This is a genomic window from Citreimonas salinaria (genome assembly GCF_900107235.1).
In the GTDB taxonomy this organism is placed as follows: Bacteria; Pseudomonadota; Alphaproteobacteria; order Rhodobacterales; family Rhodobacteraceae; genus Citreimonas; species Citreimonas salinaria.
On sequence record NZ_FNPF01000017.1, the window covers coordinates 77,276 to 98,300 of the forward strand.

At 68.3% G+C, this 21,025-nt stretch carries 19 protein-coding genes; 8 read left to right on the forward strand and 11 right to left on the reverse strand.

All coding sequences use genetic code 11. The features are described from left to right. Window positions 1-2 precede the first annotated feature (2 nt). Complete coding sequence (locus BLW27_RS17070) at window positions 3-1,094, forward strand: ABC transporter ATP-binding protein (protein WP_089885164.1); 1,092 nt, start codon at window positions 3-5, stop codon at window positions 1,092-1,094. Here BLW27_RS17070 and BLW27_RS17075 read toward each other — a convergent pair. Continuing rightward, a complete protein-coding gene (locus tag BLW27_RS17075) occupies window positions 1,091-1,942 on the reverse strand; it encodes a MurR/RpiR family transcriptional regulator (protein ID WP_089885166.1) in 852 nt (283 codons plus the stop codon). The genes BLW27_RS17070 and BLW27_RS17075 overlap by 4 nt on opposite strands. A 98-nt stretch (window positions 1,943-2,040) precedes the next feature. Between BLW27_RS17075 and murQ the strand changes: the two genes are divergently transcribed. Genes murQ through BLW27_RS17110 form a run of 7 tightly spaced genes read left to right on the forward strand, consistent with a single transcriptional unit; the run spans window position 2,041 to window position 10,170 of the window. Continuing rightward, the gene (gene murQ, locus BLW27_RS17080) at window positions 2,041-2,970 is read left to right on the forward strand and encodes an N-acetylmuramic acid 6-phosphate etherase (RefSeq protein WP_089885168.1); all 930 of its coding nucleotides are present in this window, start codon (window positions 2,041-2,043) and stop codon (window positions 2,968-2,970) included. Between the two features lie 25 nt (window positions 2,971-2,995). Beyond that, window positions 2,996-4,504 carry an ABC transporter substrate-binding protein gene (locus BLW27_RS17085; RefSeq protein WP_089885170.1) on the forward strand — a complete coding sequence of 503 codons (1,509 nt, stop codon included), beginning with the start codon at window positions 2,996-2,998 and terminating at the stop codon, window positions 4,502-4,504. A 28-nt stretch (window positions 4,505-4,532) separates the two neighbouring features. Continuing rightward, complete coding sequence (locus tag BLW27_RS17090; protein ID WP_089885173.1) at window positions 4,533-5,492, forward strand: ABC transporter permease; 960 nt, start codon at window positions 4,533-4,535, stop codon at window positions 5,490-5,492. Beyond that, window positions 5,492-6,331 (forward strand): ABC transporter permease, encoded by an 840-nt coding sequence (locus BLW27_RS17095; RefSeq protein ID WP_089885175.1) that lies wholly within the window; start codon window positions 5,492-5,494, stop codon window positions 6,329-6,331. Before BLW27_RS17090 ends, BLW27_RS17095 begins: the two co-directional genes overlap by 1 nt. Continuing rightward, entirely contained in the window at window positions 6,328-8,031 is a 1,704-nt protein-coding gene (locus tag BLW27_RS17100) for an ABC transporter ATP-binding protein (protein ID WP_089885177.1), read from the forward strand. Before BLW27_RS17095 ends, BLW27_RS17100 begins: the two co-directional genes overlap by 4 nt. Beyond that, window positions 8,028-8,999: a serine hydrolase domain-containing protein gene (locus BLW27_RS17105; RefSeq protein ID WP_089885179.1), complete on the forward strand. Its 972-nt coding sequence runs from the start codon at window positions 8,028-8,030 to the stop codon at window positions 8,997-8,999. Before BLW27_RS17100 ends, BLW27_RS17105 begins: the two co-directional genes overlap by 4 nt. Window positions 9,000-9,003: 4 nt before the next feature. Continuing rightward, complete coding sequence (locus BLW27_RS17110; RefSeq protein WP_089885181.1) at window positions 9,004-10,170, forward strand: anhydro-N-acetylmuramic acid kinase; 1,167 nt, start codon at window positions 9,004-9,006, stop codon at window positions 10,168-10,170. A gap of 74 nt (window positions 10,171-10,244) precedes the next feature. Here the strand turns inward: BLW27_RS17110 and BLW27_RS17115 are convergent, their stop codons facing one another. From BLW27_RS17115 to BLW27_RS17160, 10 genes are all read right to left on the reverse strand, one after another. Further along, on the reverse strand, window positions 10,245-10,964 hold the full coding sequence (locus BLW27_RS17115) for a FadR/GntR family transcriptional regulator (RefSeq protein WP_089885183.1): 720 nt from the start codon (window positions 10,962-10,964) through the stop codon (window positions 10,245-10,247). Then, entirely contained in the window at window positions 10,964-11,797 is an 834-nt protein-coding gene (locus BLW27_RS17120) for a sulfite exporter TauE/SafE family protein (RefSeq protein WP_245710922.1), read from the reverse strand. Before BLW27_RS17120 ends, BLW27_RS17115 begins: the two co-directional genes overlap by 1 nt. 1 nt (window position 11,798) lies before the next feature. Continuing rightward, on the reverse strand, window positions 11,799-12,554 hold the full coding sequence (locus BLW27_RS17125; RefSeq protein WP_089885186.1) for a DUF1028 domain-containing protein: 756 nt from the start codon (window positions 12,552-12,554) through the stop codon (window positions 11,799-11,801). Window positions 12,555-12,556: 2 nt separating this feature from the next. Next, complete coding sequence (locus BLW27_RS17130) at window positions 12,557-14,347, reverse strand: gamma-glutamyltransferase family protein (RefSeq protein ID WP_089885188.1); 1,791 nt, start codon at window positions 14,345-14,347, stop codon at window positions 12,557-12,559. Between the two features lie 14 nt (window positions 14,348-14,361). After that, complete coding sequence (locus tag BLW27_RS17135) at window positions 14,362-15,261, reverse strand: ABC transporter permease (RefSeq protein WP_089885189.1); 900 nt, start codon at window positions 15,259-15,261, stop codon at window positions 14,362-14,364. Further along, a complete protein-coding gene (locus tag BLW27_RS17140) occupies window positions 15,261-16,205 on the reverse strand; it encodes an ABC transporter permease (protein WP_089885191.1) in 945 nt (314 codons plus the stop codon). Before BLW27_RS17140 ends, BLW27_RS17135 begins: the two co-directional genes overlap by 1 nt. A 57-nt stretch (window positions 16,206-16,262) precedes the next feature. Further along, window positions 16,263-17,777 (reverse strand): ABC transporter substrate-binding protein, encoded by a 1,515-nt coding sequence (locus tag BLW27_RS17145; protein WP_089885192.1) that lies wholly within the window; start codon window positions 17,775-17,777, stop codon window positions 16,263-16,265. 56 nt (window positions 17,778-17,833) lie between these two features. Continuing rightward, on the reverse strand, window positions 17,834-18,937 hold the full coding sequence (locus BLW27_RS17150; protein WP_089885194.1) for an ABC transporter ATP-binding protein: 1,104 nt from the start codon (window positions 18,935-18,937) through the stop codon (window positions 17,834-17,836). Beyond that, window positions 18,937-19,950, reverse strand: coding sequence for an ABC transporter ATP-binding protein (locus BLW27_RS17155; RefSeq protein ID WP_425429304.1), 1,014 nt, complete (start codon window positions 19,948-19,950; stop codon window positions 18,937-18,939). Before BLW27_RS17155 ends, BLW27_RS17150 begins: the two co-directional genes overlap by 1 nt. A 522-nt stretch (window positions 19,951-20,472) precedes the next feature. Next, window positions 20,473-20,754 (reverse strand): metal-sensitive transcriptional regulator, encoded by a 282-nt coding sequence (locus BLW27_RS17160; RefSeq protein ID WP_089885198.1) that lies wholly within the window; start codon window positions 20,752-20,754, stop codon window positions 20,473-20,475. Window positions 20,755-21,025 lie beyond the last annotated feature (271 nt).

The window sequence follows — 21,025 nt, forward strand, 5'->3', positions numbered from 1 at the left end:
GAATGGCACAACTTGTTCTGCAGGACGTCCGCAAGCGCTTTGGCAAGGTCGAGGTGATCCACGGAGTGGATCTCGAGGTGAAGGACGGCGAGTTCGTCGTCTTCGTCGGCCCGTCGGGCTGCGGGAAGTCCACCCTTCTGCGCATGATCGCGGGGCTCGAAGAGGTCAGCGGCGGCGACGTCGTCATCGGCGACGAGCGCATGAACGAGGTCGCGCCCTCGGATCGCGGCATCGCGATGGTTTTCCAGTCCTACGCGCTTTACCCGCACAAGGACGTCTACGGGAACATGGCTTTCGCCCTGCGCCATGCCGGCGAGGACAAGAAGGTCATCGACGAGCGGGTGCGCAAGGCGGCCGACATCCTCGGCCTCGAGGACCTGCTGAAACGCCGCCCCAAGGAGCTTTCGGGCGGGCAGCGCCAGCGCGTCGCCATCGGGCGCGCGATCGTGCGCGACCCGGCGATCTTTCTGTTCGACGAGCCGCTGTCGAACCTCGACGCGGCGCTGCGGGTGCAGATGCGGGTCGAGATCCTGCGCCTGCACCAGCGGCTGAAGACGACGATGGTCTACGTCACCCACGACCAGGTCGAGGCGATGACGCTGGCCGACCGCATCGTGGTCCTGCGCGACGGCCGGATCGAGCAGGTGGGAACGCCGCTCGAGCTTTACCACCACCCGAAGAACCAGTTCGTCGCGGGCTTCATCGGCTCGCCCCGGATGAACTTCCTGCCCGCCCGTGCCGCGGGCGAGGGGCGCGTCACCGCCGCCGGGTCCGGCCCGATCGAGATGCCGGTCGAGCCGCGCGCGGAGGCGGGCGAGCTGACGCTGGGCATCCGGCCCGAGCATGTCGAGATGGTCGCGCCGGGGCAGGGCACGGTCGCGGGCGAAGTGCTGGTGGCCGAGCGGCTGGGCGGCGAGACCTTCCTGCACGTCGAGTTGGACGGAAAGGAGACCGTGGTGGTGAAGGCGGACGGTGGCGTGACGCAGAAACCGGCGGACAGGGTCGGCCTGCGCTTCCCGCCCGAGGCGCTGCATCTCTTCGGTGGCGACGGACAGGCTTTCGCGCGCCGCGAACGGCAAGGCGTGATCGCCTAGAGCTTCAGCGGCGCCACCGCGTCGATGGCGCCCCGGATCAGGTCGGCCGCGTCGTCCTGCGACTGCACGAGCCGCAGGAACAGAAGATCGAGAAGCATCAGCTGCGCGTCGCGCGAGGTGATCGCGGACGAGCGCACGCGTTCCTCGTCGTCGACGGTGAACAGCGCGATCCGCGCCAGTCCCGACAGCGGGTTCGTTTGCAGGCCGGTCACCGACAGAAGCGTCGCGCCGCGCCGGGCGGCGGTCTCGGCGATGCGCAGGGTCTCGAGGCTTTGGCCGGATTGCGAGATGGCGAGCATCAGGTCGTTCTGTCCAAGCGTCGCCGCGTTGGCCATCTGGATGTGGCTGTCGGCGTCGAAGGTCGTGCGGCGGCCCAGCTTCTGCAGCTTGTAGCCGAAATCCCGCGCGACGAGCGATGATGCCCCCACGCCCACAAGCTGGATCTGCCGCGCCCCGGCCAGCGCGTCGCGCGCCGTGTCGAGCGACTCCGCGCCGTTGACCGACAACGTCTCCTGCATCGCGCGGATCTTGCTGCCCAGCAGCTTCTGCGCGGTCGTGGCAAGGTCATCGGCCGCTTCGATCGAGCCGTGGACGATCCCGCTGGCGTCCGCGACCCCGCGGCGCGCGGTGGCCTGGCTGATCTCGATCTTGAGGTCCTGGAAGCCCGAGAAGCCGAGCTTCTGGCAGAACTTCACGACGCCCGACTGGCTGCGTCCCGCCAGCCGAGCGAGGTCGGCCGAGGATTGCCGCAGCACGCCTTCGGGATCGTCGAGGATCGTGCGCGCGATCTGCCGCTCGCCCTCGGTCAGGGTGCCAAGGCGGGCTTCGATCAGCGTCAGAACGGACATGGCTGGACCTCCACGGCTTTTGGAATAGACTACCACGCTTTTCTTTGACTAAGGGAATTAAAAATTCTACTCTGCGCGCAGGCTCAAGGAGACTCGTCATGCCGGCCCCCGTGCAACAGGATCTGCGCAATCTGGTTTCCGAGGAGCGGAACCGCAGAACGACCGGGATCGACCGCCTGCCGGCCGAAGAGATCGTCGCGCTGATGAATTCCGAGGACGCCGGCGTGGCCGACGCGGTCCGCGCGGAGCTTCCGCGGATCGCGCAAGCGGTGGACCGGATCGTCGCGGCCTTCGAGCAGGGCGGGCGGCTGATCTATATCGGCGCCGGCACCAGCGGGCGGCTGGGCGTGCTCGACGCGTCGGAGTGCCCGCCGACCTTTTCCGTGCCGCCCGGCATGGTGGTGGGGCTGATCGCCGGCGGGGACCACGCGCTGCGCCATTCGGTCGAAGATGCCGAGGACGATGCCGGACAGGGTGCGCGGGATCTCGACCGCACCGACCTGACCGCGCGGGACGTGGTTGTCGGCATTGCCGTCAGCGGCAAGACCCCATACGTCGTCGGCGCGCTGGAACGTGCGCGACAGGTCGGGGCCGGAACGGTGTCGCTGTCGTGTAACCCCGGCTCGGTCATCGCGGAACTCGCCGACATCGCCATCTCTCCCGTCGTCGGCCCCGAGGTCGTAACGGGCTCCACCCGGCTGAAATCGGGCACCGCGCAGAAGATGGTCCTGAACATGCTGAGCACCGCCAGCATGATCCGCATCGGCAAGACCTACGGCAACCTGATGGTCGACGTGACGATCTCGAACCGCAAGCTGGCCGAGCGGGCCGTGGGCATCGTCATTGACGCGACCGGCTGCCCCGAGGACGAGGCGCGCCGCCTGCTGGACGCCAGCGGGGGCAAGGTGAAACTGGCGATCCTCATGCAGCTGAGCGGTCTCGACGCCGACACCGCGCGCAGGACACTCGAAGCCGAGCAGGGCTTCCTGCGCCGCGCCCTCGAAAGAGCGGGAACGAACCCCGCCTGACTTCAACCCCACAGGGAGACACGACATGACCATTGCACGAACCCTCGTTTCCACGATCGCCATCGGCGCGTCGCTCGGGCTGTCCGCGCCGCTGGCCGCGCAGACGCTGAACGTCGCCTGGTCGCAGGACGCGACCGGGCTGGACCCGCACACGCAGACGGCCTTCGCGTCGATCCGGCTGCTCGAGCTGCTGTACGAACCGCTAGTGCGGCTTGGCCCGGACCTCGAGATCCAGCCCGCCCTGGCCGAAAGCTGGGAGTTCTCGGACGACGCCACGACGCTAACCTTTAACCTCGATCCCGAGGCGACCTTCCACGACGGCAGCCCTGTCACGGCCGGTGACGTCAAGGCGTCCTTCGAGCGGATCCTCGACGAGGCGACCGGGGCGTCGGCGCGGGCGAACTATGCCTCGATCACATCGATCGAGACGCCCGACGACCACACGGTCGTCTTCCAGCTCGACGGTCCGAACGTCCCGATCCTGAACGGCATGGCGTCCGTCAACGCCGCCATCGTGCCGGCAAAGGCCATCGAGGCGGGCACCGTCGGCACCGAAGTGATGGGTTCGGGGCCGTTCACGCTGGAGCAGCGCACGCCGAACGCCAATGCCAGCCTGGCGGTCTTCGAGGACTGGCATGGCGGCGACATCGCCTATGACGGCATCGACATCAGCGTCCTGCCCGACGAAACGGCGATCCTTGCGGCCTTGCGCGCAGGGCAGGCGGATTTCGCCTTTCTGAGCGATCCGCTGGTGGCGACGCTCGTGCCGCGTGACGAAGGGCTGACGCTGAACGCCGCGCCGACGCTCGACTACCACGTTCTGCAGCTCAACGCCTCGCGCGAGCCGATGGGTGAGCTGAAGGTGCGCCAGGCGATCTCCTGCGCGCTGGATCGGCAGGACATCCTTGACGCGGCGCTTCTGGGCGAGGGCGAGGTGACCGGACCATTGACCTCTCCGGCGTATCGCAACGATCCGTTCAGCCTGTTCTGCTATGAGCAGGACCAGGAGCGCGCCCGGCAGCTTCTGGCCGAGGCAGGCTACGAAGACGGGTTTTCGGCCACCATCATGGCCGCCAACGGCGAGCCGCCCACCGCCGCGGCCGAGGCGCAGCTGATCCAGTCGCAACTGGCCGAGGTCGGCATCGACCTGTCCATCGAGATGCAGGAGATGAACGTCTATGTCGACAGCTGGCTGGCCGGCGATTTCGACATGGCGGTGGCGCTGAACGGCGGCCGGGCAGATCCCTACACCATGTACAACCGCTACTGGACGAAGGACGGCAACCTTCAGAACGTCGCCAACTACATCGACGACACGCTCGACACGCTGATGCAGGAAGGACGGGTCGAGACCGACGAAGAGGCCCGCAAGGAAATCTTCGCAGAGTTCGAGCGTCACCTTGCCGAAATGGCGCCGTGGGTCTGGCTTTACACCGGCTACACCTACACGGCGCAGCGTGAGGGCGTGCAGGGCTTCGAGGCGACGCCGACCGGCTCGCTTTTCGGCCTAGTCGATGTGACGCTGGCCGAGTGAGCCTGTCCGAGACGTCCGAGGGGGCCGCATGAACTACGTCCTGCGCCGTCTGCTGATGTTCCCGCTGGTCATGCTGGGCGTTTCGGTCTTCGTCTTCGTGGCCATCCGGCTGGTGCCCGGCGACGCCATCACGGCAATGCTGGGCACCGAATCCGGCCTGCTCACCCCGGCGCAACGCGAGTCTCTGGCGGCCTATTTCGGGCTCGACCAGAACTGGGCGGTGCAATACTGGCGCTGGCTCGGCGGGCTGGTGCAGGGGGATCTGGGCCTGTCGGTCACTTACGGACAGCCGGTGTCGCAGATCATCGCCGAGCGCTTTCCGCTGACGCTGGAATTGGCGCTCTTGTCGATGGTGATCGCGCTTCTGATCGGGCTGCCGGCGGGGGTCTTCGCCGCCACGCGCGCCGAGCGGCCGTCGGACTTGATCGTGCGGGTGTTCGCGATGATCGGCCAGTCCACGCCCAACTTCGTCGTCGCGCTTCTGGCGATCTACGTGCTGTCCGTGGGCTTCGGGACCCTGCCGACCATGGGCCGGTTCGTCCCGCTGACCGAGGACCCGCTTGGGAACCTGGCGCAGCTGATCCTGCCGGCGCTGGCGCTGGGCACGGCGTTCGCGGCCGCGGTCACGCGCATCGCGCGTGCCGCCATGCTCGACATCCTGAGCGAGGACTACGTCCGCACCGCCCGGTCCAAGGGGTTCTCCCAAGGCTATGTCATCTGGAGGCACGCGCTGCCGAACGCGCTCATCCCGGTGGTGACCCTGAGCGGGGTCGAGTTCGGATACCTGCTGGGCGGAGCCGTCATCGTCGAGCAGATCTTTGCCCTGCCGGGCGTGGGGCGGGTGGTGCTGGATGCCATTCTCCAGCGCGACTACGCGCTGGTGCAGGGGGTGGTGCTGTTCATCGCCTTCAACTTCCTTCTGGTGAACCTCCTCGTCGATCTGGCCTATGCCGCGCTCGACCCCCGCATCCGGTACGGAGCCAGCTGATGTCGTTCCTTCGGGCGCTGCTGCGCCACAGTTCGGGCCGGATCGGGGCGATCATCATCGCAGTCTTCGCGGTGGCGGCGATCCTGGGGCTGGCCGGGCTGACGCCGCACGATCCGCTGGCGCAGGACCGGCTGGCGCGGTTGCAGGCGCCGGGGGCGCGCTACTGGATGGGCACCGACCTGTTCGGGCGCGACATCCTCAGCCGCCTCATGGTCGGGATCGGCCAGTCCTTCGCGGTGGCACTTCTGTCGGTCGGGCTGGCCACCTCGGTCGGCACGGTGCTGGGGCTGACGGCGGCGTGGTTCGGCAGGCTCTGGGACGGGGCGGTGATGCGGGCGATGGACGTGTTGCTGTCCTTCCCGGCGATCCTGCTGGCGCTTCTGATCGTCGCGATCATGGGGCCGGGGCTGGTGACCTCGGTCGTGGCCATCGCCATCGTCTACACGCCGATCTTCACGCGCGTCGTGCGGGGGCCGGCGCTGTCGCTCAAGACGCGCAGCTTCGTGGACGCGGCGCGGACCTTCGGCAGCTCGCGGCGCTACATCCTGACGCGGCACCTGCTGGCGAACCTCGTGGCGCCGCTGACGGTGCAGATCACGCTGGCGCTGGCCTGGGCGCTTCTGACCGAGGCGGCGCTGAGTTTCCTCGGCCTCGGCGCGCAGCCCCCCAACCCGTCCCTGGGTCTGATGCTGTCGGACAGCCGCAACCTGATGGAGAGCGCGCCCTGGATGCTGGTCTTCCCGGCGCTGGTCATCATGCTGGCGGTGCTTGGCTTCAACCTTCTGGGCGACGCGTTGCGCGACCTGTTCGATCCCCGCACGCGGAGGGCGCTGGCATGACCCTTCTGTCGGTCGAGGATCTGCGCGTCGGCTTCGGCAGGACGGGCCGCGAAACCGAGGTGGTCCACGGCGTCAGCTTCGACGTGGCAGCGGGCGAGACGCTGGCCATCGTGGGCGAAAGCGGCTCGGGCAAGTCCGTCACGGCGATGGCGGTCAACCGCCTGATCGACTACGGCGGAGGCCGCATCCTGGGTGGGCGGGCGATCTACGACGGGCGGATCGACGTCGCGGCGGCCACCGAGGCCGAGATGCAGCGCCTGCGCGGGCGCGAGATCGGAATGATCTTCCAGGAGCCGATGACCGCGCTCAACCCGGTGCTGAAGGTCGGCACGCAGATCGGCGAGATCTTCCGCAAGCAGCACGGGATGAGCGGTCGTGCGGTGCGCCAGGCGTCGGTCCGGGCGCTCGACCGGGTGCGGATTCCGGACGCGGCGCGGCGTCTGGACCAGGCGCCGCACCAGATGTCGGGGGGCATGCTGCAGCGGGTGATGATCGCGATGGCGCTGGCGGGCGAGCCGCGCCTGCTGATCGCCGACGAGCCGACGACCGCGCTCGACGTCACCATCCAGGCGCAGATCATGGCCCTTCTGGCCGAGCTGCAGCGCGAGACGGGAACGGGCCTGATCTTCATCACCCACGACATCGGGCTCGTCGCCGGGCTGGCCGACCGGGTGCTGGTGATGCAGGGCGGCAAGGCGGTCGAAAGCGGCCCGATCGACCGGGTGCTCGACCGGCCATCGCACGACTACACGCGGCACCTTCTGAACGCGGTGCCGCATTTCCGCGCCGGACAGGCCGTCCGCACGGACGGGGTACGCGACGGTCGCGCCCCTGCGCTGGACGTGCGCGACCTTGCCGTGCGCTTTCCCGTGGGCGGTGGCTTTCTGCGCAGGACCCGAGGCGAGGTTCATGCGGTGGACGGCGTGTCCTTCGACCTCGTCCCGGGCGAGACGCTGGGCATCGTCGGCGAAAGCGGCTCGGGCAAGTCGACCACCGCGCGTGCGATCCTAAACCTCGTGCAGCCGTCGGCCGGCGCGATCGACACCGAGGGGCGAACCGCCGTCCAGATGGTGTTCCAGAACCCGAATGCGTCGCTTAACCCCCGGATGGACGTGCGCGCCCTCCTGGCCGAGCCGGTGATCGCCGCTGGCCAGCGGGTCGACGACGCGGTGGTCGGGCGGATGCGCGCGCTTCTGGCGCGCGTGGACCTGCCGGACGACCTTGACCGCTTCCCGCACGAATTCTCGGGCGGTCAGCGCCAGAGGCTTTGCATCGCGCGGGCGCTGATGCTCAATCCCCGGGTCCTTGTTCTGGACGAGGCGGTCTCGGCGCTGGACGTGTCGGTTCAGGCGAAGGTGCTCGATCTGCTGGTCGATCTGCAGCGCGAGTTCGGCCTCGCCTATCTTTTCGTCTCGCACGACATGGCGGTGGTCGAACGGATCGCGCATCGCATCGCGGTGCTCTATGCCGGGCGGATCGTCGAGATGGGCGCGGCCCGCGCCGTGCTGTCCGACCCGCGACATCCGTATACGCGAAAGCTGATCTCGGCCGTTCCCTCGATCGAGCGGCGGCGGATCGACTACGCGCTCGACACCGAAGAGGTCCCGTCGCTACTGCGGCCCGTGGGATTCCAGACACCGGCGCAGGTCTGGCGCCAGATCGGCCCCGACCACCGCGTCGCATCGGAGCAAACCGCATGAGCCTTGACCGCGCGCTCGACCGGGTCGAGGCGGCCATCGACGCGGGACGCATCCCCGGCGCCGTCCTCGGGGTGATCGAGGGCGGCGAACGGCAACTGGCCGCGCGCGGCCTGTCGGCGCTTCTGCCCGGCAAGGAACCGATGCGCGAAGAGACGGTGTTCGATCTCGCCTCGCTGACGAAGGTGATCTTCACGACCGAGCGGATCCTGCACCACGCCCGGGCGGGGCGCATCGACCTGGATGCCCCGCTGATCACCGCGATCCCCGACCTGCGCCAATACGACATGGCCGCGTGGGAGCGGCAGGTGACCTTCCGCCAGTGCCTGGGCCACCAGACGCCGTTCCCCGCGGTCGCGCCGATCTACACCTACGGCGGCGATCCGGCGACGCTCCGCGCGTTCGTTCTGCAACGCGAATGGCAGCGGCGCGAGACGCCGATCTATTCCGACATCAACTATATTCTGCTGGGAATCGCGCTGGAGCGGATCGAGGGGCGGGGAATTCGCGCGATGGACCCCGGCCCCGGCTTCACCTTCGGCCCCGCCGCCGAGGCCTGCGCACCGACCGAGGTCTGCGCGTGGCGCGGTAGGCTCGTCCGGGGCGAGGTGCATGACGAGAATTGCCATGCGCTGGGCGGATCGGGTCATGCAGGCCTTTTCGGGACCGGCGCGGCGGTGCTGGTTTTCGCCCAGCGGCTTCTGCATCGCGGCTCCGGCCTGATCGGCGAGGCCCTGTCCGACACCCGGACCCACGGATGGGAGCGGCGGCATCCCGGATGGTCCGGCGGCGACGCCTGTTCGCCCGGAACGATCGGGCATACCGGGTTCACGGGCACCGGGCTCTGGATCGATTTCGACACCGGGCGCGCCTGGACCCTGCTGACCAACCGCGTCCACCCCACACGACATGCCGAGAGCGGGATCGCAGATCTGCGCCGGCAGGTGGGCGACGCCCTGAACGGAGAGTGACACAATGGACCCAGTCTGGACCGTGGGATTGATGACCGGGACCGTGCTCGACGGGAATATCGACGTGGCGCTTCTGCGCACGGATGGTGAGCGCGTGGCCGAGTTCGGCCCCTACACCCTCGCGCCCTACGACCGCGAGACGCGCGATCTGCTGACGGCGTGCCTTGCCCGGGCGCGGGCATGGGCCTTCGACGGGCCTGAGCCCGCGATCTTCGCAGAGGCCGAGGAGCGCATCACCCGCGCCCAGTCCGAGGCGGTGCGCGCGCTGGTCGAGGAGGCCGGCCTGTCGATGGACCGGATCGCGGCGGTGGGATTCCATGGCCAGACGGTGCTGCACCGCGCGCCCGAGGCGGGGCGCAGGGGGGAGACCCGCCAACTTGGCGATGGCAGGCTGATGGCCGGGATCCTCGGAACCCGCGTCGTTTACGATTTCCGCAGCGGTGACATGGAAGCGGGCGGGCAGGGCGCACCGCTGTCGGCGGTCTATCACGGCGCCCTTCTGGACCAGCTGGACACGGATGGGCGGACGGCCGTGCTGAACCTTGGCGGCGTGGCCAACGTGACGGCGCGTGATGCGGGGGGAGAGCTCGTCGCATTCGACACGGGCCCCGCGAACGCGCCGATCAACGACTTCGTTTCGCATCTGGGACTTGGCGAGATGGATCGCGATGGCGCGCTCGCCGCCGCGGGCCGCGTGGACGAGGCGCGGCTGATGGCGCAGCTCGAACACCCTTATCTCGGCCGGCCCTATCCGAAGTCTCTGGACCGCTTCGATTTCGGCTACGACTGGGCCCTTGGCCTGTCCCCCGAGGACGGAGCCGCGACGCTGACGGCCTTCACCGCGTCGGCGGTGGGACGCGCGCTGGACCTGCTTCCGGTGCGTCCCCCGCGGCTGATCGTCTGCGGCGGCGGGCGGCACAATCCGACCCTTCTTCGGATGCTGGAGAGGTATGCCGAGGTGCGCGCCGAGAAGGCCGAGGCCGTCGGCTGGCAGGGTGACGCGATCGAAGCTCAGTGCTTCGCCTTCCTCGCGCTGCGCCGTCTGCGCGGCCTTCCCGCCACCTTTCCCGGAACGACTGGTGTACCCGAACCCATGCCCGCGGGCCGCGTGGCTGCCGAACCGGACGCGGAGGAATGGTCCGCCTGGATCGCGTCCCGCCGCGAGGTCTAGCCGGGCCGGGTGAAGGCGGTGGGGAAACGGGCGACGATCAAGGCGAAGTCGTGCGTGCGTAGGCCGTCGGTACGCTAGTCGGGACTGGAAGGATCGGCAGGGGGAAGGCCGGTATTCCCCTGTTTCGCCCCGCGCAGGACCGCGCGATTCACGTCGACGAGATGCTCTTCCATAAGCCGCGCGGCTTTGGGGCCGTCGCGGTCCGAGATCGCGGCGAAGAGGGCGCGGTGCTGTTCGCCGAACCGGGCCATGGTCTCGGGCGTGTGGCTTTCGCGCCGGATCTCGCCCCAGGCGGCGAGTTTCCGGACCGTGCGGATCGCGTCGTAGACCTCGAGGAAAAGCGGGTTCCGCGCGAGCACGGCGATGTTGTAGTGGAAGATGTCGTCGGCAGTCTCGTAGGCGATGCGCTCGTCCTGGTCGATCGTCGCCAGCATCAGTTGCCTCAGCCGCGCGAGGTCGTCCGACCGCGCCCGGGCGGCGGCATGGGCGGCAAGGGCGGGCTCGATCTCGAGCCGCACCTCCATGATGTCCTGCGGCGTCACCTCGCGCGCGATCCGGTTGAGCACGCTCGACCCGTTCGCGACCGGCGGCGCCGCGAAGGTTCCGCGGCCCTGACGCCGGTAGATCGTGCCCTCGTCCTCAAGGCGCTCGAGCGCCTGCCGCAGCCTCGCGCGGCTGACGCCGAAGCGTTCGGCCAGCTGTCGCTCCGGGGGAAGGCGGCCGTCGGCGGGAACCTCGCCCGAGGTCATCAGCGCGCCCAGCCGTCGCGTCAGATCCTCCTCCCCCGCCACCATCAGAACGCCCTGTAGAGATCGACGAACATGCGGATCGACGTGATGAGCAGGAACACGCCGAAGCTCAGTCGCAGGACACGGCGCGGAATCCTGTGGGCGATGGCGACGCCGACGCGGGCGAAGACGACCGTGAGCGGGGTGATGATGAGAGCGGCGGCGATGTTCACGTAGCCGAGCGAGAGGGGGGGCAGTCCTTCGTGCCCGAGGCCGGTCAGGACGTAGGTGATCGCGCCGGGCACGCCGATGATGAACCCGATCGCGGCGGATGTGCCCACGGCCCTGCGGATCTCGTAGCCAAGGAAGTTCAGGAGCGGCACGCAGACCGTCCCGCCGCCGATCCCCATCATGGCGGAAATCGCCCCCGCGATGACGCCGAAGAAGGCCCAGGCGGGTTTGGAGAAGCTGCGCGGGCTGTCGATCTCGCCGCCGCCGCGCAGGATCATGTCGAGCGCGACCAGAAGCGCCACGACCGCGAAGACGGCGATGAGGGCGAGGCCCGAGACCACGCCGCCGAGGATGCCGCCGATCACCACGCCGACGAGGATCGACGGCCCCCAGAGCTTCAGCAGGTCGAAGTCGATCGCGCCGCGCCGGTAGTGCCCCAGCGACGAGCTGAGCGAGGTGAAGATGATGGTGGCCAGCGACGTGCCGACCGACAGCTGCATGACCTGGCCCGGGTCCATGCCCGTCAGCGAAAGGGCGAAGTAGAGCGCGGGCACGATGACGATGCCGCCGCCGACCCCCAGAAGACCGGCGAGGATGCCGCCGAAGATGCCGGCCACGGTGGCGGGCAGCGCGATGGTCGCGAAGAGGGCTGCAAGCTGGTCTTCCACGTCAGGCGTCCTTGTTTTCGGTCGCCTGCGAGCGGCTGGGGATGCCGGCGGCCTTGCGTCGTTCTTCCTCGGCCGAGATGGCCGCATCGATGGGGCCGCGATCCGTGCAGCCCGAGAAATTGGCCGATGTGGCGAAGGCCTGGGTGACGTGGACGTAGCGTTCGCGCGACACGTCGAGCAGCCGGCCGATCTCGGCCAGCGGATCGGGATGGTCGTCGGCGCGCAGGTCGAGGATGGCATAGGCCTCGCCGCTATGGATCTTGAGCCCGGCGGCCTGGCGCCCCCGCTTGTCTCCGCCCGCGGCCTCACCGGCGCGCATCGCGTGCAGCAGGCGGTCGGGCAGGGGCAGGTCGCTCGCATCGGCATAGGCGTCGAACGCGGCGCGGACGACTTCCGGGCCCGCCAGCATGTTGCCTGCGACCGAATGCGTCTCGCCCGTCAGGTGACCGCACCACTCGACGCAGTCGTCGCCGGTATGGGCCGCGAAACGCCCAAGGCTGTCGAGCGTGTGGCACTGGCGAATGTGCTGCCCCCCGTCGCGCGCGACGAAGTCGGCCAGCACGTCCTGCGCGCTTTCTCCGGCTTCGAGGCGGGACAGACCTTCGGTTCCCCAGAGCGGGTTCACGAACGCCTGCGTCGCGACGGCGGAGCGGGCTCCGATATGCGGCACGATCGCGCCGCAGGCGAAAAAGCGCGAGGCGACGGCGATGCCGATTTCGCCGGTATCGGAAGAGCGAGCGATTATCGAGTATGTCATGGTCAGCGTCCGATCGCGTAGGCTTGCATGAGGCGGGGGGTCGCGGCGGCCGTCAGGGTGCCGTCGGGGTTGCGCAGGGCTGCCGTCAGACGCCCGACGGTCCACGGTTCGGCCACGGTCACGCGGTGGCCGCGCGCGCGCAGCGAGGCGATGCAGGCCTCGCCGACGCCGGGTTCGATCATCATCTCGCCGGGCTGTGTCGCACGGGGAAAGAAGGAACTCTGGAAGTGCATCGAGTGGAAGAGCGGGGCGTCCATGCCCTCCTGCAATCCCAGTCCGTGATGGACAAAGCGGAGGAACCAGGCGAGTTGCCACTGGTCCTGTTGATCCCCGCCCGGGGTGCCGAAGACAAGGCGGCGGCCATCTCGATGCTCGGCCAGCGTCGGCGTCAGCGTGGTGCGCGGCCGGCGACCCGGGGCAAGCGAGGTCGGCAGGCCCTCTTCCAGCCAGAACATCTGGGCGCGCGAGTTGAGCGGAAAACCGAGCCCGGGAATGACCGGGTTCGACTGCAGCCAGCCTCCCGAAGGGGTGGCTGCCACGCAGTTGCCCCAGCGGTCGATCACGTCGAGATGGACCGTGTCGCCCTTCCTGTCGGTCAGGTGGGCCATCGTCGGTTCCTGCGCGCCGACATCGGACACGCCGAAGTCGCGCGTCGCGCGGGCGATGCAGGCGTCTGCCAGTTGCTCGAAACCGGGGACGCGGCCGGGACGCTGGTCCAGCGACGCCTCGGAGCCGATCAGCCTGGCACGCCCGGCGTTGTAGGCGTCGGACAGCAGGTGCTCCATCGGCACGTCGCCATGTTTCGGGTCGCCGTAATAGGCCTCGCGGTCGGCATATGAAAGCTTCATCGCCTCGATGACCGTGTGGACGAAGTCCGGGCCGAACGGGTCCATCGACGCGAGGTCGACATGCTTGAGGATGGCCAGCGACTGGAGCAGGACCGGACCCTGTCCCCACGGCCCGGTCTTGTGGACCGTCCAGTCGTGGTATTCGTAGGACAACGGCGTCTCGATCTCGGCGCGCCACCCGGCCATGTCCTCAGGCGCGAGGACGGCGCGGTTCCTGCGCTCGCTCACGTCGTGGACCTCGGTGTCCTTCAGGTAGTCGAAGATCGCGTCGGCGACGAAGCCTTCGGCCCATTCGGCACGCGCCGCGTCGATCTGGGCCTCGCGGTCGTCGCCCGCGGCTTCGGCGACATCCACGAGGCGCTCGTTGGTGCGGGCGAGGTCGGGGTTGCGGAAAAGCGCGTGGGGCGCGGGGGCCTTGCCGCCGGGGGTCCAGACCTCGGCGGAGGAGGGCCATTCGGCGGCGAAGTATTCGGCCAGACCGGCGATGGTGTCGGCCACGCGGGGCAGCACCGGATGACCGTCGCGCGCGTAACCGATGGCCGGCTCCATCACCTCGCGGATGGTCATGGTGCCCTGGTCGCGTAGCATCAGCATCCAGCCGTCGAAGGCCCCCGGCACCACCGTGGACAGAAGCCCCGAACCCGGGATCAGTTCGAGGCCCTGCGCCCTGTAATGATCGATCGTCGCGGCCGCGGGGGCCACGCCCTGCGCGGCGACGACACCGTTGCCGGTCTTCACGCTGTGGAAGACGATCGGAAGGTCGCCTGCGGGACCGTTCAGGTGCGGCTCGACGATCTGCAGGGTCAGGCCGGTGGCGACGGCGGCGTCGAAGGCGTTGCCGCCTTTCTCGAGGATCGCCATTCCGACGGCGGACGCGATCCAGTGGGTCGAGGTGACGACGCCGAAGGTGCCGCGGATGTCGGGGCGGGTGGTGAAGCTGGGCATGGTTTTCCGAATCGTTACTGTTCGCGGGGATCGAGCGCGTCGCGCAGCCCGTCGCCCAGCAGATTGAAGCCGAGCACCACGAGGAAGATCGCGATGCCGGGCCAGAGCGCCATCCACGGCGCCTGGTTGAGGAAGTTCTTGGCCGTGTTCAGCATCGATCCCCAGGACGGCGCCGGGGGCTGCTGGCCGAGGCCGAGGAAGGACAGCGACGCCTCGGCGATGATCGCGGTGGCGATCGTCAGCGTGGCCTGCACCAGCACGGGCGGCAGAATGTTCGGCAGGATGTAGCGGGCCAGGATCTTGTGCGTGGGCAGCCCGATCGCACGCGCGCTGTCGACGTAGTCCTCGGCCGCGACGCTCAGGACCTGCCCGCGGGTCAGTCGCACGAACAGCGGCGTGGCCGAGATGCCGATGGCGATCATCGCGTTGGTCAGCGACGGCCCGAGGAAGGCGGCAAGCGCGATGGCCAGGATCAGGAAGGGCGCGGCCAGCAGCGCCTCGGTGCAGCGCGAGATCACGGCGTCGGTCCAGCCGCCGAAATAGCCGGCCGCGATGCCCAGGGGGACGCCCATGAAGACGGCGATCAGGACCGACACGACGCCCGCCAGCAGAGAGGCCTGTGCGCCCCAGATCATGCGCGCCAGGACGTCCCGGCCGATCTCGTCCGTGCCGAAGGGATGCGCGGCGGAGGGTGCCTGACGCACGGCGCCCCAGTCGGTGGCGGTCGGGTCCGGGATCGGCAGCAGCGGGGCGAGGATCGCGATGGCCACGAAGAAGGCCACGAGCACGCCGCCCAGCATCGCGGACTTGTGGGTGCGGAACTTCTTCCAGACGCGGTTCTCGGGGCGGCGGTCCAGGACGGGATCGTTCGCGCTTTCGGCGTCGATGGTGATGGGGGTGGCGACCTGCGGCATCAGCTTTTCCTCAGGCGCGGGTTGAGAAGGACATAGGCCACGTCCGCCAAGAGATTCATCGCGATGAAGCCCACGGCGGTGACGAGGACGATCCCCTGAACCACGGCATAATCGCGGTTGAAGACGGCGTCGACGACCAGCTTGCCGAAGCCGGGGACGGTGAAGATCTGCTCGGTCAGCACGGCGCCTGCGATCAGCTCGCCGAACAGCAGCGCGGAAAGGGTGACGATCGGCGTCAGCGCGTTGCGGAAGGCGTGTTTCAGGATCACCCGACGCTCGGACAGGCCCTTGGCGCGGGCGGTTCGCACATAGTCCGAGGTCAGCACGGTCAGCATGGCCGACCGCGTGTGGCGCATCAGCGTGGCGGCCAGCGCCGTCCCGAGGACGAAGGCAGGCATGATCATGACCTGGATCGACCGGAGCGGGTCCTCGTCGAACGGGACGTAGCCGCTGGCGGGCAGAAGCTGCCATTTCACCGAGACCAGCAGGATCAACATGATGCCGAGCCAGAAGTTGGGGATCGACAGGCCGGACAGCGCGACCACATTGGCCACGTAATCGGCGACGGTGCCCTTCTTGATGGCCGACAGGATCCCCGCGGGTATGCCGATGGCCAGAGCGAAGACCATCGCCATCGTCGCAAGCTGGATCGTCACGGGAAGCTTCTCGGCGATCAGCTCCAAGACCGGCTGGTTCGTGCGAAGCGAAATACCCAGGTCGCCGGTCAGCGCGTTGCCGACCCAGGTGAAATACTGGATCGGGAGCGGATCGTTCAGGCGGTACTTTTCGCGCAGGAAGGCGATGGTCGCGGGGTCACGCTCCTCGCCGGCCATGGCGAGCACGGGGTCTCCGGGCAACAGCTTCTGCAACGCGAAGACGAAGACCGAGATCAGGATGATCGTCGGAATCGCGATCAGCAGGCGGCGGACGATGAAGGACAGCATGGCGGCTCTCTGGATCGGGTGTCGGCCCCGCGCGGATCACGCGGGGCCGCTGGAACGTCAGCCTTCGGTCTCGGTGACGCCCTCGAGGCGGATCATGCCGTCGGGATACGGAACGAACCCTTCGATGTCGTCGTCGAGCGCCCAGATCCACGTCTGGTGGTACAGGTACACCAGCGGAGCGTCCTCGTTCAGGATGTCGCGCGCCTGGTCGTAAAGCGCCTTGCGCTCGGCCTCGTCGGTGGTTTCGCGGGCGTCGTTCAGCAGTCGGTCGACCTCGGCGTTCGAGTAGCCCGAGTCGTTGATCCCGCCGTCCGTGGTGACGAATTGGTGGATGTTGCCATCCGGATCGACCCGGCCCGACCAGCCGATCTGGCTGGCGGTGTAATCGCCCGCCGACTGGTCCTGCAGGAGAGTCGCGAACTCCTTCGAGGTGATCTCGATGTTGATCCCGGCCTCGGAGGCCATCGACTGGACGACCTGCATCAGCTGCAGCGGCACCGTCGTGTTCGGAACCTGCACCTCGAGCGTGATGCCGTCGGCATAGCCGGCTTCTGCCAGCAGGGCGCGGGCGGCTTCCACGTCCCGCTCGGGGATGGGGTGGTCCTCGTCATACCAGGGCGAGTTCGGCGGGAAGGGCTGGTTGCCCGGGGCGAACGAGCCCTCGAAGACCACCTGATTGATGATGTCGCGTCCCACGGCAAGGCTGAGGGCCCGGCGCAGGCGGGCGTCGTTGCCCCACGGGTTGTCGCCACGCTCGCCGTTGCCGACGTTGAACGTGATGCCCTGATAGCCGAGCGAGACGGCTCTCTCGACGTTGATGCCGCCGTCGCTTTCCACCTGGGCGAGGTCGGTCGCGGCAAGCCGTTCGAGGATGTCGATATCGCCCGACTGAAGGTTCGCCAGACGCACGGTCGTGTCCGGGATGGGCAGGTAGGTGACGCTGTCGAAGTGGATCTCGTCGGCGTTCCAGTAATCGTCGAAGCGCGTCAGGACGATCCGGTCCTGTGCGACGCGCTCTTCGAAGGCGAAGGGGCCCGAGCAGACGGGGTTCAGGCCGAAATTGGCGCCGGCCTCGTCTGCCGCCGTTGGAGAGATCATCATGCCCGCCCGGTCGGCCAGTTGCGCCAGGAGCGTCGCGTCGGGCTGGGTCAGATCGAAGCGGATCTGGTACTCGCCCAGAACTTCGGTGCCGGCGACCGAGGTCAATTCGGACTTGCGGCGGCTTTCCTCCATCGTCTGGCTGCGCTCGATGTTGCGCGCGACGGCTTCGGCGTTGAACGGCGTGCCGTCGTGGAAGGTCACGCCCTCGCGCAGCGTAAAGGTGATCGAGGTGTTGTCGTCGGACCATTCCCACTCGGTGGCGAGCTGGGGAATGATCTTCAGATCGGGCGTGATGTCGACGAGCTTGTCGCAGAGGGAGGCGTAGACGATCCGCCCCACGAAGGTGCGCGACTGGTCGGGGTCGAGCACGTCGGCGTCCGATTGCAGCGCGATCCTGAGATCCTGGGCCTGCGCGCCCAAGGCCGTCGCGCCCAGAAGCGCCGCGGCGAGCGTCATGCGTGTGAGTGTCATTTCAGGCATTCTCCTTGCTGGTGTCTTCCGCCCTTTCCGGGCGGTTCTTCGGGTGTTCAGGTCTCGGCGCGCGGGCGCGTCTCGGTGCCGGCGATCGCATCGGCGTACAGGGCAAAGCGCGCGCGGGCGGCGTCCGTGCGGCCGCTGCCCTCGGTCGCGGGGGGCGGCGGGTTTTCGGCCGCGATCTCTTCGAAGAAGTGGCAGGCTGCGCGGTGGCCCGGCGCGGTGTCGGTGGCGCGCAGGACGGGCGCCTCGGTCTTGCAGGCATCGCGGGCGAAGGGGCAACGGGTATGGAACCGGCAGCCGGAAGGCGGGTCGAGAGGGCTGGGCATCTCGCCCTCCAGCGGGATCTGCTGGCGGGTACGCCCGTACTCGGCTACCGGGATCGCGGAAAGCAGGGCACGGGTGTAGGGATGGCGGGGCCGGGCGAAGATGTCGTCCGTGCCGCCTTCCTCGACCACCGAGCCCAGGTACATCACCGCGACCCGATCGCTCATGTGGCGGATCACGGCAAGGTCGTGGGCGATCACCACCAGCGTCAGCCCCAGCCGATCACGCAGGTCCGCAAGCAGGTTGATGACCTGCGCCTGCACCGACACGTCGAGCGCCGAGACGGGTTCGTCCCCGATGATCAGCTTCGGCCCCGAGGCGAGCGCGCGCGCGATGCCGATGCGCTGGCGCTGGCCGCCCGAGAACTCGTGCGGGTAGCGGTCCGCGTGCTCGGGGCGCAGGCCCACCTGCGCCAGCAGCTCGGCGACCTTCGCGCGGCGCTCTCTGGCCGAGAGCTGCGGGGCGTGCGTCTCGATCGGTTCGCCGACGAGGCGGCCGACGGTCATGCGCGGGTTGAGCGAGCTGAACGGGTCCTGGAAAATGAACTGCATGTCGCGACGCAGTTCGGTCAGTGCGCGCCCCTGCGCGAGATCGATCTGGCGCCCCTCGAAGGTCATTTGCCCCGAGGTCGGTTCGATCAGCCGCATCAGCATCCGGGCCAGCGTGGACTTCCCGCAGCCGGATTCGCCCACGATCGCCAGCGTCTCGCCCTGCTGGACCGTCAGCGACACGTCCTCGACGGCGCGCAGGATCTTCGGCTTGCGAAACAGCGAGCCGCCCACCTTGAAGTGGCGCGACAGGTTCGTGGCCTTGAGGATCGGTTCGGACATCAGGCGCGTTCCAGCCGCTGATTCAGGGGGGCAAAGTGGCACAGCGCGCGGTGGCCGTCGCCGAGCGCGTGGTCGGGCGGCGTTTCGGCGCAGATCGGGCGCGCGAAGGGGCAACGGGTGGAGAAGCGGCAGCCGGGCGGCATCGTGTCGGTGGTGGGAACGGTGCCGGGCACCGTGGCCAGCCGCTCGCGCGGGCCGGTGAGCTTCGGCATCGAGGACATCAGGCCGATCGTGTAGGGATGCTGCGGGTCGTTGAAGATCCGCTCGACCGGGCCGGCCTCGACGATGGTGCCGGCATACATCACTGCCACCGTGTCGGCGATCTCGGCCACGACACCGAGGTCGTGGGTGATCATGATCGTTCCCATCCCGGTTTCGGCCTGCAGGTTGCGGATGAGGTCGAGGATCTGGGACTGGATCGTCACGTCCAGCGCGGTCGTCGGTTCGTCGGCGATCAGCAGGGCCGGGTCGTTGGCCAGCGCCATGGCGATCATCACGCGCTGGCGCATGCCGCCGGAAAGCTGGTGGGGGTATTCGTTCATCCGCGCCTCGGGAGCGGGAATGCCGACGCGGCGCAGCATCTCGATCGCACGGTCGCGCGCCTGCGCGTCCGAGACATCGTTGTGGGCGGTGACGGCCTCGGCGATCTGGTCGCCCACCCGAAAGGCGGGGTTGAGCGACGTCATCGGCTCCTGGAAGATTATCGCGATGTCGGCCCCGCGGTGGCGCCGCAGGGCAGCCGGGTCGCTCAGGTCGTACGGTTCGCCGCGGAAGCGGATGTCGGCTTCGGTGATGCGCGCGGCACCTTTCGGCAGGAGCCCCATGATCGCCAAAGAGCTGACGCTTTTCCCGCAGCCCGATTCACCGACGATACAAAGCGTCTGACCTGCGTTTACGGCATATCGAACGCCCTTCAGCAGCTCGGTCCGGGACGGGCCGAAACCGAGGCTGAGGGCGCGGACCTCGAGCAGCGGAGTGGAGGCGGATGAGAGGGAGTTCTGAGCCAAGGTCAAACCATTTGTTGATTGGTTGAAGCTACAGGCTTCCTCTCCCCCGTCAAGACCTCGCTTCATTTTCGCCGAATGCTCGAGGTTCTAGGCCGGACGAGGGGCGCCGTTGCTCGATGATTGGGCGCTGCGGGCCTGAACCTGCTGTTCGACGCGGGCGGTCCGGGCCTTTGCCATGCATGCGGCTACGGTCCTGCAGCTTGACGACCCATGGCCACCCGAGGGAAACGCCGGTCAGAAACGGGCCGCCATCGCTTCTCAAGCTGGGCTCCGGGAGCGCGAACGAAGGTGCGCCATCCGCGCCTTGGTCAGCCGGAACCGGTTGCTCGCGGTCTTCTTGCGGAGGCAGAAACACGATCAGCGTCTGCAATCGATGGGTCCTGAGCCTGAAGGGCCGCAATTTGTTGCGGGCGATCTATGGGTGCGCTGGCATCAGCGTCGCGCTTCGAGCGCGCAGATGTTCCCCCGATCCCCGCGGAGGGGCAGGGTATCTGCGCAGTAACGGGATGATGGCGAATCCCCGCCCGGTCAGTCGCGGACCTTTTCCAGAAGCCCGACGACTTCCTGGAACATGACGCGCTGGCGCTCCTGATCGCCGGCAACGATCGCCTCTTCCATGCAGGTCCGCGCGTGGTCCTCGATCACCAGACGCTCGACCGCGCGGAGGGCGGACCGGATGGCTGCCGTCTGATTCAGGATGTCGACGCAGTAGCGGCCGTCCTGGACCATGCGGGACACGCCCTGAACCTGGCCGGTCAGGCGCGAGAGGCGCTTCAGGATTGCGTCCTTGTTTTGCTTTTCGTGCCACACCCTGTCCTCCGTCCGGTTGGAACCGATCTCTGCGGAATGCCATTGCACTTATACATCGGAGGGGTATACGGCAACGCGCGAGATACCCCTATAGGGTATGGGGCGTTGCCGGAGAAGTGGAATGGAACGGAAGCACGTCACGGATTGCCAGCATCAGAGAGACCATGATCATCACGATCATGGTCACGATCACCATGCGTCGGCGGCGAAACAGCCAGAGCCGGGCAAGGCAATAGATCCGGTCTGCGGCATGTCCGTCACCATGGAGACG